Genomic DNA, 17,707 nt, shown 5'->3' on the forward strand with positions numbered 1-17,707 from the left:
GGCACACAAAAAACAAGGCCGGAAACCCGGCCTTTGATTATGCAATTTTCTCGAGTAACTCACTGGCGCGTTGCCGCTGGCGTTCACCACCTTCTGCCATCACCTCTTCGATCAGTTCTCTGGCACCAATGACATCTTCCATATCAATATAGGCCTGAATCAAATCCAGCTTGGTATTGACCTCTTCAGGCTCGTCGACCGGATCTTCGGCTGGCGCAGGCACTGCTTCGCTCACATCCAGGGAAATCTCAGGAAACTCAGCTTCAGGAGCAGCAGCCTCTGGCGCAACGGGCTCATTCAATGAGGCCACCGGAGCTTCCATATCCAGATCGTCCAATGACAAGTCCTCAGGATCATTTCCGGCTGCATCGTTAGGCCCACCCAATTCCAGAGAGAGCTCCGGCAGCGACTCGAATACAGCGTCTTCATTGGACAATGCAGGCTCGCCACTGACTGAATTAGCAGGCGCGGCAAATGGCGCCGCAGTCTGTTCAGCATCATCCAGATTGAGTGATGGCAAATCCAGTGATTTTGGGGTCAACTCAGCCTCGGCACTGGCGACCTGCAGCGCAGGGTCGGTAGCGGCTGCCTCATTTACAGAATCTGCCACATCTTCAAGCCCAGTGCTGTTGAGAGTTGACACTTCCGGTTCAGCTGCAACACGCTCGGGCGCGGTGAATGACAACGGCTCATCCTCGAGCGTTAATGCTGTTGCGCCAGGCTGTGCAAGGGTTTCTTTTGCAACATCAGTTTCAGCCAACGCAGCTGGCTCAAAAACCAATGGCTCGTCCTCCGCTTGTTGGCTCATACCAATGGCAGCCTCAGCCTCATTTTTCTCAGTTTCGGCGACCTCATTATTCTGAGACGTTTCAACAGGCTCGCCTGAAGCCGAGACCGCTGCATTTGCAGACTCAAACTCTAAAGCGGGAGCCTCAAAATTGAAATGGTAGCCTTCTTCATTTTGGGCGGGAGCAGAGGGTTCAATTGCACTGGCAGCATTGGCATTGCTATCCTCCGGTGCACTGACGGGCTCTGCACTGACCTGATATAGGCTGTTTTCAGGGTCCAGCTTCTGTCCCATGGCCGTCACTTTTGCCCAGGTACTGTCAGCCGGCCCCAGCTTGGCATAAAGATCACTGGCCAACGACTCAAATGCGCCTTTATTCGCGCTTGCCTGATAAATTTCCAGCAGTTTAAGTTTGAGCTCATGGCGGTCAGGATCTTTTTGAATGGCATCTTTGAGGATTTCTTCGGCCTGCGCATCGCGGCCATAGGCCATATACACCTCAGCCTCGGCAATCGGATCAACATCATGAGAGTCAATCATGCCGCCAACCCCACTCTGCGAGAAGTCGGTCAGAAATGAAGTGTCGCCCGAAGCAGCCGCTTGTGTATCCCCGAACACTGTATTGTTTTGCATTTCAGTGGCCGGCGAGGTCACAATCACGTCTTCAAAGTTATCAATCTGCTTTTTACGACGAATACGGATCACAGCCCAAATGCAAAGCAGGATAGGCAATCCAATCAAGGCAAATGGCAAGACCGGGTTGATTGACTTCAGACGCTCAAGCAACACGTGCATAAATGAGGGTTGGGTGGCCGCAACTTCAGGCGCAGGCTCAACCGGTGGTGCCGCTGGCTTGTTTTCTGCAGCAGTGCTGGGTGACTCGGTTTTAGCCGGCTCTGTTTTCTCACCAGCGGCCTTATCTGCTTCTGCTTTCGCCGGAGCAGAGGTTGTAGATTCTGACTTGGCTGGTTCAGGCTTAACTGGCTCGGTAGCCGTTTTATTCTGTTCAGCGTTGGATGCAGACGCTGCCTGCGCAGCATTTTTTTCAGCCTGTGCCATGGCATTGCTTTTCATTTCCACGAGCTTTTTCATGTCGGCCACTTGCTTCTCGAGCGCTGCAGCACGTGCCTGCTCTTCTTTGATCGCATTCGCTTTGGCGGTCGCGTCCTCTTGTGCAGCAGTCGCGGAGGCCTTACTGTTGGCCTTGTCAGTCAACGAAGTCGATTTTTCGTCACCTGCCGAAAGCTTTAACACATCCTTGGCTGGCTTGGACTGTGGCAATGGTTTGTCACCCGCACTGCCAATCTTGCCTGCGGATTGTTGAGTGTTGCCGCCGGTCTGGGCAGGCGCACTTTCCTTAACCACTTTGCCCAGCGTATTTTTATAAGCTAGCCAGTTGGCCGTATGCTCAGCCACCACTTGCTGCGCTTGCTTGCGACTCAGTCGCTCCAGGCTTGCCTGGTCAGGCAGGCGAATGATTTTACCTACCTTGAGACGGTTCATGTTTTTACCGTCAAAAGCGTCCTGATTGGATTGATAAAGCGCAGCCAGCATTTGATCCATGCTGACATTGTCTGGCTTCATCTGGCGCGCGATAGCATATAGCGTATCACCACGCTCTGTCGTCAACGCTTGCGCCTCAGAGGCAATGTCTTGAGCCGGTGGTTTAGGCTCGACTTTTTTGACCGCTAGCTTGGCTGCAGTCGGCGCCTTCGCACTCTTAGTTTCTGCAGGACGGCTCTCAGCGGCCACGGCTGGCGCAGGTTGGGCTTCTGACTGTTTCACCGTGGGCGTCGCCGCAGCTTCGGCAGCATAATTAGAGTTAAAACCGGGCGGGTCTAACAGTAAGGTGTACTCTTTTACCAGGCGACCGGTCGGCCAGTCTACCTGGATCAGCATGTCCAGGAAGGCTTCTGTAATCGGTTGTGTACTGCTCAACTTGAGGATAGGCAGGCCTTTTGTATTATTGCCAACCTCAATTTTGATGAATGGATAAGCCGCAGGCTTTTCCAGCATTTGATCCTGATATACCTGCTCACTGGCAAGCGCAGCTTGAATGCTGCTCAACTCTGCAGGCGTGACGGCCAACAGCTCGATTTCAGCATTGAGTGGTTCCCCCAGTTTTGAGCTGGACGTGATGGTACCCAATCCGGCAGCATGCGCTGACATGGCAGCACCCAGACTCAAGGCAAAGGCTATTTTTTTTAATTGAATTTTACGCACCGATTCACCCTTTTTTCATTCATGGCTTTTGTCAAAATAGCATCATTCAGACAGCCACGCAAGCGCGTGCAGACGGCTTGCAGGCAATAAATACACTGTTTTTAGTGTCTCGCATCCATTAAACACTAGCCCCAAAAAAGCAAAAGCCCGAAAAGACTATGATTTTATTGATAAATCATAGCTTTACGGGCTGCTACTTCACAAACTACTTAAGCTTCTACCAAAATTCTTAACATGCGTCGCAATGGCTCGGCTGCCCCCCACAATAACTGGTCGCCGACTGTAAACGCGGACAGATATTCGCCACCCATTGCCAGTTTGCGCAAACGCCCCACCGGCGTGGTCAACGTGCCGGTAATCGCCGCTGGCGTTAACTCACGCATACTCACTTCGCGTTCGTTGGGAATTACCTTTGCCCAGGGGTTGGCTTCCGCCAGCATCTGGTTGATCTCATCGAGCGGCACGTCTTTGCGCAGTTTGAGCGTCAAAGCCTGTGAATGGCAACGCATGGCGCCAATGCGCACACACAAACCATCAATCACAATCGGATTTGCCGAGCGCCCCAGAATCTTGTTGGTCTCAACGCCCCCCTTCCACTCTTCTTTGCTTTGACCATTGCCCAAATCCTTGTCTATCCAGGGAATCAGGCTACCTGCAAGCGGCACGCCAAAGTTGGATTGCGGTAGCGCTTCACTGCGGATGGTATCGGCCACCTGTTTGTCGATATCCAGAATCGCAGAAGCAGGATCGGCCAGCAAGTCAGCCACAGAGGCATTGACCACGCCCATTTGCGTAATCAATTCACGCATATTTTGTGCACCGGCACCAGACGCAGCCTGGTAGGTCATGGACGTTGCCCACTCAACCAGATCGGCCTTGAACAAGCCATTGAGCGCCATCAGCATCAACGAAACCGTACAATTGCCACCTATCCAGTTGTTTCCGCCATTCGCGAGCGCATCTTTAATGACATGCATATTGACCGGATCAAGAATAATCACGGCATCATCTTCCATACGCAAGGTCGAGGCAGCATCAATCCAGTGACCGTTCCAGCCCGCAGCGCGCAATTGCGGGAACACTTCACTGGTGTAATCGCCGCCCTGGCAGGTGACAATCACCTCCATCTGCTTCAATACGTCTATATTTTTCGCATCTTTAAGCGCGGGAGATGCTTTACCCACATTGGGTGCTGCACCGCCTGCTTGCGAGGTGGTGAAAAACTGCGGTTCGATATCCGCAAAATCATTTTCCTGACGCATGCGTTGCATCAGCACAGAACCCACCATGCCACGCCAGCCTACAAACCCTACCTTCAACATATTCAACCTTTATTGTTAACCGCACAGCCGTGCGGATAAACGCAGATAATTTTGATTCAACCCTTATTTGGTTGACTTTTGCACGGCTTCGCCAGCCTTTTCCAGATCCTTGCCCATGCCGTCAATGGTATTGCAGGCGGCCAAGGTCAATGCAGTGATCACACCCAAAATTAACGTTTTAAACATCATCCTCTCCTCAAATGACCAATGCTGACCGTCATCAGTCTCTAAAGTTACCAAATTTCAACGGAAAATCAGTAATACTCTTTTTCACAAATGCAATCGCCTCTTGCAAGACGTCTCGCTTCGCCCCATTCACGCGCACGGTGTCGCCCTGAATGGTGGCCTGGACTTTCATGCCACTGTCTTTAATCAGCTTGGTGATTTTTTTGGCCAGGTCGCTATCAATGCCATCACGCACAATCAACTCCTGCTTGACCTTGTTACCAGACACCTTTTGCACATCCTTGTGCTCCAGTCGCTTGGAAGACTCTGGCTCTTTTTTTTCCATGGCTGGCAGCAAAATATCCTTCACTTGATCCAGCTGAAAATCATTATCTCCAAACAAAGTGATCACTTTGTCTTTCTCGTTAAACTCGATGTTGGCCGAAGTGCCTTTAAAGTCATAGCGATTGGTAATCTGCTTGCTGGCAGCATCAATCGAATTCTTCAAATTAACCATATCGACTTCGGATGTAATATCAAAGCTAGGCATTTTTTAAAACCTCACAAGCGATGGCAGGACAAGGCGGAAGCGCGCAGGCAGTACATTGAGTACGACCAGCGCGACCAACGCAGTCATGCCGAGCAATCGCAATTATTCGAAGTGGCAGACGTAGTCTACGGTCTCTACCGTTTCAATCTCAAAACTGGAATTACCCGGTACTGTGAATTTCTCACCGCCCTTGTAGGTGGTCCAGTTTTCCTCGCCTTTCAGGCGTACCTTGCAAACTCCATCGTTGATTTCCATCAACTCCGGGGAACCCGTATTAAAGGTCAATGTACTCGGGAAAATCACGCCTACGGTACACCGCGTGCCATTCGGGAACAGCACGGTGTGACTCACACATTTGCCATCAAAATAGACGTTGGCTTTCTTTTTTACACTGACATTATCAAATTGCGCCATTTTTAAATTCCTGTTTAATTTCAATACGCTGCAAAACAAGCAAAGGACTATATCACACCTAAATCTGCGCGAGCGCGATGAAGTTGCATCCGCCCGCGCAACCAGTGTTACATGGCCGCTACGATTTGGTCGCCCATCTCCGAGCATGACACGCGTTTGGTGCCTTCTTCGTAGATGTCACCGGTGCGGTAGCCCGCTGCCAGAACCTTTTTCACAGCATTTTCAATGCGGGTGGCGGCAGCTTCATTATCAAAGCTGTAGCGCAACATCATGGCCGCAGACAAAATGGTCGCAATCGGGTTAGCCAGGTTCTTGCCGGCGATATCCGGTGCAGAACCGTGTGATGGTTCATACAGGCCTTTTTTGCTCTCGTTTAAGGATGCAGAAGCCAGCATACCGATAGAACCGGTTAGCATGGAGGCTTCATCAGACAGGATGTCACCAAAAATGTTACCAGTCACCATCACGTCAAACTGTTTAGGGTTGCGAATCAGCTGCATGGCGGCATTGTCCACATACATATGGCTCAACTCGACTTCCGGATATTCTTTCGCTACATCGATCACGATTTCTTTCCAGAACTCGGTGGTTTCCAGCACATTGGCTTTGTCTACTGAACACAGTTTTTTCTGGCGTTTCATCGCGATCTGGAAAGCGACGTGCGCAATACGGCGGACTTCTGGCTCACTGTAAATCATGGTATTAAAACCTTCGCGCACGCCCTGCTCGTTGGTGCGCATGCCGCGTGGCTGACCAAAATAGACGTCACCGGTCAGTTCACGCACAATCATGATATCCAGACCAGCCACCACTTCAGGTTTTAGCGTAGAAGCGTTGGCCAACTCTGGGAACAGCACCGCTGGGCGCAAGTTGGCAAACAGACCCAAGTCTTTACGAATCGCCAGCAAACCGCGCTCTGGACGCAATGGACGGTCCAGGGTGTCATACTGTGGGCCGCCTACCGCGCCCAACAAAACAGCATCCGCTTCACGGCAAACTTTTTGCGTAAACTCTGGATAGGGATGACCGAACTGGTCATACGCCTGACCACCCAACGGTGCCTCGGTGAAGGTCATTTCCAGACCTTCTTTGTGCAACACATCCAGTACGCGCAAGGCTTGTTTAATAATTTCCGGGCCGATGCCATCGCCTGGCAACACTGCAATATTCAATGCCATTATTTTTTCCTAACTATATATACAATCTCAATAAAAACGATGAAAAACCGTCGCGAGCGATGGCGTGGCTAGGCGCTCGGAGCGCAGAAACCGGAATGTACACTGAATACATAAGGATTTCGAGCACCGCGCAACAACGCCAATTCATTTTGTCGCAGATGAATTACGTTTTTATGCGAACAACCAGGGTTGTGCAGCCTTATGTTTTTCTTCAAACGTTTTGATTTCATCTGCATGCTGCAAGGTCAGGCCGATCTCATCCAGGCCATTGAGCAAATTGTGCTTGCGTGTCGGTGTAATCTCAAAGCTGAATGACTGGCCAGAAGGCGTGGTCACTGTTTGCGCTACCAGATCGACATTCAGCGTATACCCTTCATTGGCAAAGCATTCTTTGAACAACTGATCTACCTGCTCGGCAGCAGCCACGATGGGCAAAATACCGTTTTTGTAGCAGTTATTAAAGAAAATATCGGCAAAGCTGGGCGCAATAATGACGCGGAAGCCTTGGTCTTCAATCGCCCATGGCGCATGCTCACGTGAAGAACCGCAGCCAAAGTTGTCACGCGCGAGCAGGACTTGTGCACCTTGGTAACGCGGCTGGTTCAAGACAAAATCCGGGTTTAATGGACGGGTACTGCAATCCATACCAGGCTCGCCATAGTTGGTATAGCGCCACTCGTCAAACAAATACGGGCCAAAGCCAGACCGTTTGATTGATTTTAAGAACTGCTTGGGAATAATCGCGTCAGTGTCCACATTGGCACGATCCAGCGGACAAACCAGCCCATTCAAGGTAGTAAATGCTTTCATAATGTTCTCCTCTTAGGCGCTACGCACGTCAACAAAATGACCGGCAATCGCAGCAGCAGCAGCCATTTCAGGGCTGACCAAATGCGTACGTCCGCCCGGACCCTGACGGCCTTCAAAGTTACGGTTAGAGGTTGAAGCGCAACGCTCACCAGGGCTCAAGCGGTCTGAGTTCATGGCCAGACACATGGAGCAGCCAGGCTCACGCCACTCAAAACCAGCCTCAATAAAAATCTTGTCCAAGCCTTCAGCTTCGGCCTGACGTTTCACCTGGCCAGAGCCTGGCACCACCATCGCCAGTTTGATATTGCTGGCCACTTTTTTACCTTTGGCGACGCTGGCAGCGGCACGCAAGTCCTCAATACGCGAGTTGGTGCAGGAACCAATAAAGATTTTATCGAGCTGAATTTGCTCAATCGGGGTATTGGCAGTCAAGCCCATGTATTTAAGCGCATTTTCAATACTGGTGCGTTTGGTTGCATCGGCTTCCTGGGCAGGATCCGGCACAGTGGAGCCGATGGGCAGCACTTGCTCAGGCGAGGTCCCCCAAGTCACTTGCGGAGCAATCTCTGCACCGTTCAATGTGACGATGGTATCAAACTCGGCATCGGCGTCGGATTTGAGGGTGCTCCAGTAAGCCACAGCTTGCGCCCAATGCTCGCCCTTAGGCGCATGCAGGCGACCTTCAAGGTAAGCCGATGTTTTCTCATCCGGGGCCACCAGGCCCGCACGTGCACCGGCTTCAATCGCCATGTTACACAGTGTCATGCGGCCTTCCATGGACAAGCCACGGATCACTTCGCCGCCAAACTCAATCGCGTAACCCGTACCGCCAGCGGTACCGATTTTGCCGATAATCGCCAGCGCCACGTCTTTGGCCGTCACGCCTTTGCCCAATTGGCCATCAACCTTCACCAGCATGCGCTTGGATTTTTTCGCGACCAAGGTTTGTGTTGCCAAGACATGCTCAACCTCTGAGGTACCGATGCCGTGCGCCAACGCGCCAAAGGCACCATGAGTTGAGGTATGGCTATCGCCACAGACCACGGTCATGCCAGGCAAGGTCGTACCATTTTCAGGCCCAATCACATGAATAATGCCTTGGTCTTTGTTTTTAAAAGGAAAATACACCAAGGCACCAAACTCTTTGATGTTGTTATCCAGCGTTTCCACCTGCAAACGGGACACTGGATCTTCAATGCCTTTGTCCCAGTCTTTGGTCGGTGTATTGTGGTCAGGGTTAGCCACAATGCTGGAATTACGCCATGGTTTACGCCCGGCCAAACGCAAGCCTTCAAAAGCCTGTGGGCTGGTCACTTCATGCACCAGATGGCGGTCAATGTAAATCAGACAGGTGCCGTCTGCTTCTTCACGCACCACATGCGAATCCCATAATTTGTCGTACAGCGTTTTACCTGCCATGACAGTTCCTTTCAAACCACACAAAATAAATAACCTGCGCAGAATACCTAAGTTTCAATACCCTTACAAGAATATGATTTATACTAGTATTGAAACTACCACTTTAAACAGCCGCTGCACACGCAAGCAATTGATGCTCAACAGGAAAAGATGGATTCAAGACGCCAGGAACTCGCAGAATTTTTACAAGCCATGCGCCAGCGTGGCAGCCCGGAAGCCTTTGGTTTTCCGTCAGGCGTTCGCCGTCGCACCCAAGGGCTACGACGCGAAGAAGTGGCTCAATTGGCAGGGATCAGCGCTACCTGGTACACCTGGATCGAGCAAGCGCGCGAAGTCAATGTGTCGGCCGAAGCCCTGGACCGCCTGGCCAATGCACTCAAACTGAGCAAGTCTGAACGTAGCTATCTGTTTGACATGGCTGACCGCCGTGACCCGCATGCACACCAGAACCAAGTTGATACGGCGCCGGAAACCCTGGTGACCATGCTGAAACACATCCAGATTCCGGCGTACATCATGGGCCGCACCTGGGACATGTTGGCCTGGAATACCGCAGCAAGTGATTTGTTTAGCGGACTGCTGGATATTGAGTGGCCTGCTGGTGAACACCCCAACCTGCTACGCTTTGTGTTTGCACATCCGGCGGCAAAACAGTTTGTAGTGAACTGGGACATGCGCGCGCGTAGACTGGTGGCAGAATTCAGAGCGGACAGCCGCACACGGCTGGAAGAGCCTGAAATCAAGAAACTCATCGACGAACTGAGTAATGCCAGTGCAGAGTTTGCAGCGTTCTGGAAACAGCATGATGTGCTGGAAAGACAAGGCGGACAGCGCGCCTTTCAACATCCGACGCAAGGCTTGATTCAATATCAGCAGGTGACGCTACGTCCGGTAGAACAGGAACACCTTAAACTGGTGTTGCTGCAACCTGCTGACTAATCAGCGTTCGGGTTTGCTGCGCTTATGGGCTTGTCCGCGATTGCGACAACTTATATTCAATCGCATCCTTCAAGGCCAGCCAGGATGCCTGAATGATGTCAGAAGAAACACCGATGGTCGTCCAGTTGCTTTGCTGATCGGTAGACTCTATCAACACACGCACCTTCGCTGCCGTGGCCAGATTGGAGTCCAGCACCCGCACTTTGTAATCCACCAGCTTGATTTCATCGATGGCCGGATAAAACGGATGCAGCGCCTTGCGCATGGCCTTGTCCAGGGCATTCACGGGACCATCACCCTGAGCGGTTGCGCTGGTTTCCTGGCCATTCACGCTGACGTGTATCGTCACCGAGGAATTCAGCCCATCCGCGGACGGTTCATAAATATTGACATGGTATTGCTTGAGGCTGAAAAACGGCTTGAACTTGCCCAGTAATTTCTGCATCAGCAAGTCAAACGAGCTCTCGGCATTTTCAAACTGATACCCTTCATGCTCCAGAGCTTTCAGCTGCTCCAGGATATTCACTGCCGCTTGAGACTCTTTGGTCAGGCTAGGATCAATTTGTTGCAACTTGCGCAAAATCGCCCCGCGACCCGCGACTTCAGAGACCAGAATATGTCTCTCATTGCCAACCATGCCAGGGTTGATGTGCTCATAAGATTTCGGATTCTTATTCACTGCATCAATATGCATGCCGCCCTTGTGCGCAAAGGCATCCTGCCCGACATAAGGCGCCTTGTCGTTAAACGCAACATTGGCGACTTCACTGACAAAGCGTGCGGCGGACGTCAACTCGGATAATTGCGACTCTGAAATACAGGCCAAACCCAGTTTCAACTGCACATTAGGGATAATCGACACCAGGTTGGCGTTACCACAGCGCTCACCGATACCGTTGATGGTGCCTTGCACCTGCATGGCGCCAGCCTGCACGGCGGCCACCGAGTTGGCCACCGCCATTTCACAATCATTATGGCAATGAATGCCAATCTGCACTGCAGGGAAACGGCTCACCACTGTTTGCGTGATGCTGAATACCTCGTTCGGGAAAGTGCCGCCATTGGTATCACACAAGGCCAACACATCCGCCCCAGCATCTACCGCGGCTTGCAATGTCTGCATGGCATAGTCGGCATTGGCTTGATAGCCATCGTAAAAATGCTCGGCGTCAAACACCACCTCTTTGCCTTGCGCCTTGAGGTAGGCAATGGTATCGGCAATCATGGCCAGGTTTTCGTCTAGCGTCGTACGCAGAATGTCAGTGACCTGGTAATCCCAACTCTTGCCAAAAATGGCCACCGCCGTTGTGTTGGCTGATAACAGCGACTGCAAATTCTTGTCTTCTGCTGCGGTAATGCCAATCCGGCGTGTACTGCCAAACGCAATAATTTTGGCATGCTGCAGATGGAGCTCGCCGACGCGTGCAAAAAACTCGAGGTCTTTCGGGTTAGAGCCAGGATTACCGGCCTCAATATAGCCGATGCCCAATTGGTCCAGACGCTGAACCACCTTGAGTTTATCCTCAACCGAAAAAGACACTCCCTGCGCTTGCGCGCCATCGCGCAAGGTAGAGTCGTAGGCAATGACGCGTCGATGAGCCATAAGAATTATTTTTTACGGCTGTGCAAGTTGGCTGCAATACGCATGCGCAAAGCATTCAACTTGATAAACCCGCCGGCATCTTTCTGGTCATAAGCGCCTTTGTCATCCTCAAACGTCGCAATGGTCGAGTCAAACAACGAATCAGTTTTGCTGTCACGGCCAACCACAATCACGTTGCCTTTGTACAACTTCACGCGCACCCAGCCATTCACCGTCGCCTGGGTATGGTCGATCAAAGTTTGTAAGGCAACACGCTCTGGGCTCCACCAGTAGCCGTTATAGATCAGGCTGGCGTAACGTGGCATCAAATCATCCTTCAAGTGCGCCACTTCGCGGTCCAGCGTAATGCTTTCAATCGCACGGTGCGCTTTCAGAATAATGGTGCCGCCCGGAGTTTCGTAGCAACCACGGGACTTCATGCCTACATAGCGGTTTTCCACCAGGTCCAGACGACCCACACCATGTTTGCCACCCAAGCGGTTCAGCTCAGCCAGAATCTCGTGTGCTTTCATGGATTTGCCATTAAGCGCAACGATGTCACCCTGTTTGAACTCAAGGTCCAGATACTCGGCCGCGTCAGGCGCTTTTTCAGGGGATACGGTCCAGCGCCACATGTCTTCCTCGGCTTCCGCTGCCGGGTCTTCCAGGTGGCGGCCTTCGTAGGAAATATGCAACAGGTTAGCATCCATTGAATAAGGGCTGCCACCTTGCTTGTGCTTCATCTCGACCGGAATGCCATGTTTTTCGGCATAGGCCAGCAGTTTTTCACGGGACAGCAGATCCCATTCACGCCAAGGGGCGATTATTTTGATGTTGGGATTCAAGGCATAGGCACCCAGCTCAAAACGCACCTGGTCGTTACCCTTGCCGGTGGCACCATGCGAAATAGCATCCGCTTTGGTTTCGTTGGCAATTTCAATCAGGCGCTTGGCAATCAGCGGACGCGCAATCGAGGTGCCAAGCAAATATTCACCTTCGTAAACAGTGTTGGCACGGAACATCGGGAACACAAAGTCACGCACAAACTCTTCACGCAGGTCATCAATATAGATTTCGTTTACGCCAAATTTTTTGGCTTTTTCGCGCGCGGGCTCCAGCTCTTCACCCTGACCAAGGTCGGCAGTAAACGTGACCACCTCACATTGATAAGTGTCCTGCAACCATTTCAGAATCACGGAAGTGTCCAGGCCGCCAGAATAGGCCAATACGGCTTTTTTAATATCGCTCATTGAAGTTGTATTTCCATAAAAAATATTTTTACCTCACAGCTAACGAGATAAAGAGAAAATCTGTAAAAGCGCTTTTTCTCTGCGACCTCTGTGTTCTCTGTGGCTAACACATGCTTTTGGCGTCACGTTTACTGTCACGCCAGTCTGACACGCTTAATTTCAACTTCGTGTCAGAGTGAACCTATAAAAAAACAATTTTTGGCCACAGAGATCACAGAGGGCAAGGAGAAAACCACCTTGAAACACTCTGGGTCTCAGTGGTGAAAAATCAAACCTTGCCTAATAACAAATATTCCATCAGCGCTTTTTGCGTGTGCAGTCTGTTCTCGGCTTCGTCCCAGACCACGCTTTGCGCGCCATCAATGACCTCGGCCGAAACTTCTTCACCACGGTGCGCAGGCAAGCAGTGCATAAACACGGCATCGGCTTTTGCGACCTTCATCATGTCAGCGTCGACTTGCCAATCGGCGAAGTCTTTGCGGCGCTCTTCGTTTTCGGCCTCAAAGCCCATGCTGGTCCAGACATCGGTCGTGACCAGATCGGCGCCGAGAGCTGCCTCCATCGGGTCAGCAAATGACTCGAAATGATCCGTGCCGTACAAGTTAGCGCGCTCTGGTTCGACTTCATAGCCAGGCGGGGTCGACACATGTACATTAAAGTCTAGCACTTCTGCCGCCTGCAACCAGGTGTTACAGACGTTATTGCTGTCGCCAATCCAGGCCACGGTTTTACCCTGGATCGAACCTCTGTGCTCGATAAAGGTAAAAATATCCGCCAGGATCTGGCATGGGTGATATTCGTTGGTCAGACCATTGATCACCGGCACGCGCGAGTTTTGCGCAAAACGCTCAATGATGCTTTGCTCAAACGTGCGGATCATGACGATGTCACTCATGCGCGAAATCACCTGTGCCGCATCTTCTACCGGCTCGCCACGCCCCAGTTGCGAGTCACGGGTGTTGAGATAGATGGCTGAGCCGCCCAGTTGCTGCATGCCGGCCTCAAAAGACAAGCGGGTACGCGTACTGGCTTTTTCAAAAATCATGACCAGCGTGCGATCGACCAGCGGCCAGTATTGTTTGTAATCTTTAAATTGCGATTTAATCCATTTGGCACGGGTAAAGATGTGCTCTATCTCGTCGCGTGTCAGGTCATTAAATTGCAAAAAATGTTTAATACTCATGATGTGTAGACGCTTGCGTAATCAAGCATTTGCCTTTAAGAAATTTAAAATCAGGGGCGTTAACCTGCTTACCAACTCATCTGCTTCCTGCTTATTCATGATCAGCGGTGGTAACAAACGAATCACTTTTTCTGAGGTGACATTAATCAGCAATTTGGCCGCCAGCGCCTGCTTGACCAGCTCGGCACACGGCCTGTCGAGCTCAATGCCTATCATCATGCCGGCATTGCGTACATTGACGACTCCGGCTTCGCCTTTGAGCGCAAGCGTAAACTGTTCGCGAATATAGTCGCCAACCGTCTGTGCGTTTTCACGTAATTGTTCTTCGGCGATGATATTCAGCGTGGCCAGACCAGCAGCCGTGGCCAACGGGTTCCCGCCAAAGGTCGACCCATGCTTGCCAGGCGTAAAGGTTTCTGCGGCCACGCCACGCGCGACACAAGCACCAATCGGCACGCCTGAGCCCAAGCCTTTGGCCAATGTCATCACGTCCGGCAGAATGCCACTGTGCTGAAAAGCAAACCAGGTGCCGGTTCTGGCAATGCCTGACTGGACTTCATCCAGCATCAGCAACCAGCCATTGGCATCGCACAGCGCACGCAAGCCTTGCAAATAGGCTTTCAAACTGGCTGGAATATGAATCCCGCCCTCGCCTTGCACAGGCTCAACCAGAATAGCCACCACATTGTTTTTATGGGCTGCAATTGCTTTGACGGCTTCAATGTCATCAAAAGGCACGCGGACAAACCCACTCACCAACGGCTCAAAACCGGCTTGCACCTTACGGTTACCCGTCGCTGACAAAGTAGCCATGGTCCTGCCGTGAAAGCTTTGATCCATGACGATGATTTCAGGATGGTCTATGCCTTTGTTGTGTCCGTACAAACGCGCCAATTTAATCGCGGCCTCATTGGCTTCACAGCCTGAGTTACAGAAAAATACGCGATCCATGCCAGACAACTCGGCCACTTTGTCGGCCAATGCTGCTTGTTCTGCAATCTGGTAGATATTGGAGACATGGATCAGTTTGGCGATTTGTGCATTGAGCGCCGCTACAAATTTGGGATGGGTATGCCCCAAACCATTCACCGCCACGCCAGACAGCGCATCCAGATAGCGATCACCGGCAGTGTCTGTGAGCCAGACGCCCTCACCTTTAACAAAGGTCACTGGCTGTCTGCCATAGGTGTTCATTAAATGTTCCGAATGCATTTCAAACCCTTTTTCAAAAAACAAAAACGGCGGCTTAAGCCGCCGTAAACGTCTTAAACCCGCTAAAACCCTAATACGGCTCGATGACTCAACCCATTGGCCATAAAAAACAGCATGGGCAAGGAAAGCATCAAGTTCGTGCGTGAAGCCAGCATGGCAACACGTCTTGCATTGTTTTTAGCCTGTTCATCGGCTGCCACCATGCCTAGTATTTTTTTCTGATTGGGCCAAATCAGCACCCAAACATTAAACAGCATAATGGTCCCCAGCCAGGCGCCCACACCAATCAATTCAAACCCGCCTCGCAAGGCGAACGCATCGGTAAAATGTGGGCCCAACAATGCCGCACCCGCCAGCCAGGTCACCACAGCAGACCAACGAAACCACAGCAAGGCACGTGGCGCGATATGTTTGTTAATGCCCGCAGCCGTACCGTCTGCTGCGGCCGCCTTCAGGCCTGCCATTTGCACCAGATTAAAATAATAAAGCAGGCCCACCCAGGTAATGCCTGCCAATACATGAAACCATCTTGCGAGTGCCGGAACCAGTTCCATCGTATTAGCCTCCTGCAACCACAAAATTTTTGAGGAAAAAAACCAGCGCCAGCGTGAGCAACACACCAGAGAGAACGGATCCTGCAACAGATTCCAACGGATTTTTCATATACACCCCAACCCTTTTGTGTTTTTAAGCCTGATCGGACTAGATCCGCATGGTGGCTATGCCGGCTAGCCACTCGCAAACATTTTCATGCGCCTAAATTTAGGTGTCTCAAGAGCATAACGACTGCCATGAGACAACACCAAATCGGAAATTCAGATCAACGACCCAGTAAATCTTGTTCCAGTCAAATCCGGTTGAAGATAAACCCAAGCCAGGCTTGATTTTTTTGTGGTTTTGAACCTTTTTAATTTCATCCTTAAGCTTACCGTAAAAGCAATTTATTGACAAGTTAGCCCCAGGCTTATTGGCATGCGTCACGAAAGCATCAAGTTTAGATGATACGCGTGGTTTTTCGATTTATAATGCGCGGCGTCAATATAATTTGCGCCCAATCTGCAGGCGCGACAATGAGGGGACACTCGCACCATGGCAACAACAGACATCGATGTCGTGCTGGTTGGCGGCGGCATTATGAGCGCAACGCTGGCGTCTCTATTGCATAGACTCGACCCGACCTTAAGCATATGCATGGTGGAGCAACTCGAAGACGTTGCGCTTGAAAGTTCTGATGCACTGAATAATGCAGGCACTGGCCATGCGGGGTATTGTGAGCTCAACTACACCCCCAAAAACCGGCAGGGAGACATTCAGATTCGGCGCGCGCTGGAGATCAACGCCGCCTTTGAGGTGTCTCTGCAATATTGGTCTACCCTGACAAAAGAAGGGGCACTGCAAGCGGCAGCATTTATCCAGCGCGTCCCGCACCTGAGTGCAGTTTGGGGTGCTGAAGACGGTGCTTTTTTGCGTCAGCGATTTGAGTTATTACAAGCGCATCCTTTATTCGCCGAGATGCAGTGGAGCAACCAGCCGGAAACCCTGAACGAGTGGATGCCCCTGATGATGCGTGGCCGTGAAAGCGGCGCGCACATGTCTGCCACACGCGTCGCCCATGGCTCGGATGTCAATTTTGGCGCACTGACAAGGCAGTTGGTGTCTCACCTCAAGACGCAAGCCAACTTTACCTTGCTCACCCAATCCCGCGTCACCAAGCTCAAGCAAGTGAACAAGCGCGAAAAACATCCCTGGCAAGTTCAAGTGCAGGATCTGGTCACCGGTAAAAAGCAAACTCTGGAAGCCCAGTTTGTGTTTTTAGGTGCCGGCGGCGGCGCCTTGCCCTTGTTGCAGCAGTCGGGGATCCCTGAAGCGAATGGCTATGGCGGTTTTCCGGTCAGTGGCCAATGGTTGATTTGTAATGAACCCTCGCTGATCAACACCCATCATGCCAAGGTTTACAGCCAGGCTGCGGTCGGCGCACCACCCATGTCGGTGCCGCATCTGGATACGCGCATGATACAAGGCAAGCCTGCGCTGCTATTTGGGCCCTATGCCGGATTCACCACGCGCTTTCTCAAGCAAGGCTCGCGTTTCGACTTGGCCAAATCTGTCAAAGTCAGAAACATCAAGAGCCTGCTCGGTGCGGGCCGACACAATCTGGACCTGACCAAATACCTGATCAAGGAAGTGTTTCAAACGCATGAGCAGCGCATGTCTGCCTTGCGCGTATTTCTGCCTGCGGCCGATAGCCAGCACTGGCAATTGGCGCACGCCGGGCAGCGGGTACAAATCATCAAGCGCTGCCATCAGCATTGGGGCAAACTCGAATTTGGCACTGAGATTGTGGCCAGCGCCGATGGTAGCCTGGCGGCCTTGCTCGGCGCTTCGCCTGGCGCATCGGTGAGCGTCCAGGCCATGCTGGATGTATTACAGCGCTGTTTTGCCAAACGCATGCAAAGCGAGGGCTGGCAAGACACGCTCAAGTCCATGATTCCCTCCTATGGCGAATCATTGATTGACGATGCGCAACTGCTGGCACGTGTGCGTAGCGAAACCTTGAGTACCTTGCAACTGGGTTAGTTTGGTGAACTAGCTCAGCAGGTCTGGCAACCCGGGATCGCACCACCCATTGCTGACGGCCATGCAAGCCAACAAAATTTGAATTTTCTGGACAAT

General features: G+C 51.6%; 15 protein-coding genes. 2 read left to right on the forward strand and 13 right to left on the reverse strand.

The window, feature by feature from the left end; genetic code table 11:
* Nucleotides 1-37 precede the first annotated feature (37 nt).
* From ACT53D_RS04760 to leuC, 8 genes are all read right to left on the reverse strand, one after another.
* Nucleotides 38-3,010, reverse strand: a complete 2,973-nt coding sequence (locus ACT53D_RS04760; RefSeq protein WP_476154755.1) for a motility hub landmark protein FimV — start codon at nt 3,008-3,010, stop codon at nt 38-40.
* Nucleotides 3,011-3,219: 209 nt separating this feature from the next.
* Nucleotides 3,220-4,332 (reverse strand): aspartate-semialdehyde dehydrogenase, encoded by a 1,113-nt coding sequence (asd, locus tag ACT53D_RS04765; protein ID WP_313989022.1) that lies wholly within the window; start codon nt 4,330-4,332, stop codon nt 3,220-3,222.
* A 63-nt stretch (nt 4,333-4,395) separates the two neighbouring features.
* Entirely contained in the window at nt 4,396-4,518 is a 123-nt protein-coding gene (locus tag ACT53D_RS04770; protein WP_313989020.1) for an entericidin A/B family lipoprotein, read from the reverse strand.
* Nucleotides 4,519-4,552: 34 nt separating this feature from the next.
* The gene (locus ACT53D_RS04775) at nt 4,553-5,047 is read right to left on the reverse strand and encodes a YajQ family cyclic di-GMP-binding protein (protein ID WP_194746843.1); all 495 of its coding nucleotides are present in this window, start codon (nt 5,045-5,047) and stop codon (nt 4,553-4,555) included.
* A 102-nt stretch (nt 5,048-5,149) separates the two neighbouring features.
* Nucleotides 5,150-5,461, reverse strand: coding sequence for a pyrimidine/purine nucleoside phosphorylase (gene ppnP / locus ACT53D_RS04780; RefSeq protein WP_194746844.1), 312 nt, complete (start codon nt 5,459-5,461; stop codon nt 5,150-5,152).
* A gap of 107 nt (nt 5,462-5,568) precedes the next feature.
* The gene (gene leuB, locus ACT53D_RS04785) at nt 5,569-6,633 is read right to left on the reverse strand and encodes a 3-isopropylmalate dehydrogenase (protein ID WP_275356369.1); all 1,065 of its coding nucleotides are present in this window, start codon (nt 6,631-6,633) and stop codon (nt 5,569-5,571) included.
* Nucleotides 6,634-6,810: 177 nt separating this feature from the next.
* Entirely contained in the window at nt 6,811-7,449 is a 639-nt protein-coding gene (leuD, locus tag ACT53D_RS04790) for a 3-isopropylmalate dehydratase small subunit (protein WP_194746846.1), read from the reverse strand.
* A gap of 12 nt (nt 7,450-7,461) precedes the next feature.
* Entirely contained in the window at nt 7,462-8,868 is a 1,407-nt protein-coding gene (gene leuC, locus ACT53D_RS04795; RefSeq protein WP_275355054.1) for a 3-isopropylmalate dehydratase large subunit, read from the reverse strand.
* Between the two features lie 150 nt (nt 8,869-9,018).
* Between leuC and ACT53D_RS04800 the strand changes: the two genes are divergently transcribed.
* Nucleotides 9,019-9,807, forward strand: a complete 789-nt coding sequence (locus ACT53D_RS04800) for a helix-turn-helix transcriptional regulator (RefSeq protein WP_194746848.1) — start codon at nt 9,019-9,021, stop codon at nt 9,805-9,807.
* Between the two features lie 22 nt (nt 9,808-9,829).
* Here ACT53D_RS04800 and cimA read toward each other — a convergent pair whose 3' ends face one another.
* The 5 genes from cimA to ACT53D_RS04825 form a co-directional block, all read right to left on the reverse strand.
* On the reverse strand, nt 9,830-11,410 hold the full coding sequence (gene cimA / locus ACT53D_RS04805) for a citramalate synthase (protein ID WP_476154758.1): 1,581 nt from the start codon (nt 11,408-11,410) through the stop codon (nt 9,830-9,832).
* Between the two features lie 5 nt (nt 11,411-11,415).
* Nucleotides 11,416-12,639, reverse strand: a complete 1,224-nt coding sequence (locus ACT53D_RS04810; RefSeq protein ID WP_275355048.1) for an argininosuccinate synthase — start codon at nt 12,637-12,639, stop codon at nt 11,416-11,418.
* Nucleotides 12,640-12,907: 268 nt separating this feature from the next.
* Complete coding sequence (gene argF, locus ACT53D_RS04815; protein WP_313989006.1) at nt 12,908-13,822, reverse strand: ornithine carbamoyltransferase; 915 nt, start codon at nt 13,820-13,822, stop codon at nt 12,908-12,910.
* A gap of 21 nt (nt 13,823-13,843) precedes the next feature.
* Nucleotides 13,844-15,034, reverse strand: coding sequence for an acetylornithine/succinylornithine family transaminase (locus ACT53D_RS04820; RefSeq protein WP_476154760.1), 1,191 nt, complete (start codon nt 15,032-15,034; stop codon nt 13,844-13,846).
* A 62-nt stretch (nt 15,035-15,096) separates the two neighbouring features.
* Nucleotides 15,097-15,588 (reverse strand): urate hydroxylase PuuD, encoded by a 492-nt coding sequence (locus ACT53D_RS04825; protein ID WP_275355042.1) that lies wholly within the window; start codon nt 15,586-15,588, stop codon nt 15,097-15,099.
* 535 nt (nt 15,589-16,123) lie between these two features.
* On the opposite strand from ACT53D_RS04825, the gene mqo reads away from it, so the two are divergent.
* Nucleotides 16,124-17,611, forward strand: a complete 1,488-nt coding sequence (mqo, locus tag ACT53D_RS04830) for a malate dehydrogenase (quinone) (RefSeq protein ID WP_476154762.1) — start codon at nt 16,124-16,126, stop codon at nt 17,609-17,611.
* The last annotated feature ends 96 nt before the right edge of the window (nt 17,612-17,707 follow it).

The sequence above is a fragment of the Methylophilus sp. DMC16 genome (assembly GCF_056314045.1).

Excerpts from the sequence above, each read along its gene's own strand:
- mqo (WP_476154762.1), top strand. The coding sequence starts at position 16,124 with ATGGCAACAACAGACATCGATGTCGTGCTGGTTGGCGGCGGCATTATG.
- leuC (WP_275355054.1), bottom strand. The coding sequence starts at position 8,868 with ATGGCAGGTAAAACGCTGTACGACAAATTATGGGATTCGCATGTGGTG.
- ACT53D_RS04825 (WP_275355042.1), bottom strand. The coding sequence starts at position 15,588 with ATGGAACTGGTTCCGGCACTCGCAAGATGGTTTCATGTATTGGCAGGC.
- ACT53D_RS04820 (WP_476154760.1), bottom strand. The coding sequence starts at position 15,034 with ATGCATTCGGAACATTTAATGAACACCTATGGCAGACAGCCAGTGACC.
- argF (WP_313989006.1), bottom strand. The coding sequence starts at position 13,822 with ATGAGTATTAAACATTTTTTGCAATTTAATGACCTGACACGCGACGAG.
- asd (WP_313989022.1), bottom strand. The coding sequence starts at position 4,332 with ATGTTGAAGGTAGGGTTTGTAGGCTGGCGTGGCATGGTGGGTTCTGTG.
- cimA (WP_476154758.1), bottom strand. The coding sequence starts at position 11,410 with ATGGCTCATCGACGCGTCATTGCCTACGACTCTACCTTGCGCGATGGC.
- ppnP (WP_194746844.1), bottom strand. The coding sequence starts at position 5,461 with ATGGCGCAATTTGATAATGTCAGTGTAAAAAAGAAAGCCAACGTCTAT.
- ACT53D_RS04775 (WP_194746843.1), bottom strand. The coding sequence starts at position 5,047 with ATGCCTAGCTTTGATATTACATCCGAAGTCGATATGGTTAATTTGAAG.
- leuD (WP_194746846.1), bottom strand. The coding sequence starts at position 7,449 with ATGAAAGCATTTACTACCTTGAATGGGCTGGTTTGTCCGCTGGATCGT.
- ACT53D_RS04800 (WP_194746848.1), top strand. The coding sequence starts at position 9,019 with ATGGATTCAAGACGCCAGGAACTCGCAGAATTTTTACAAGCCATGCGC.
- ACT53D_RS04810 (WP_275355048.1), bottom strand. The coding sequence starts at position 12,639 with ATGAGCGATATTAAAAAAGCCGTATTGGCCTATTCTGGCGGCCTGGAC.
- ACT53D_RS04770 (WP_313989020.1), bottom strand. The coding sequence starts at position 4,518 with ATGTTTAAAACGTTAATTTTGGGTGTGATCACTGCATTGACCTTGGCC.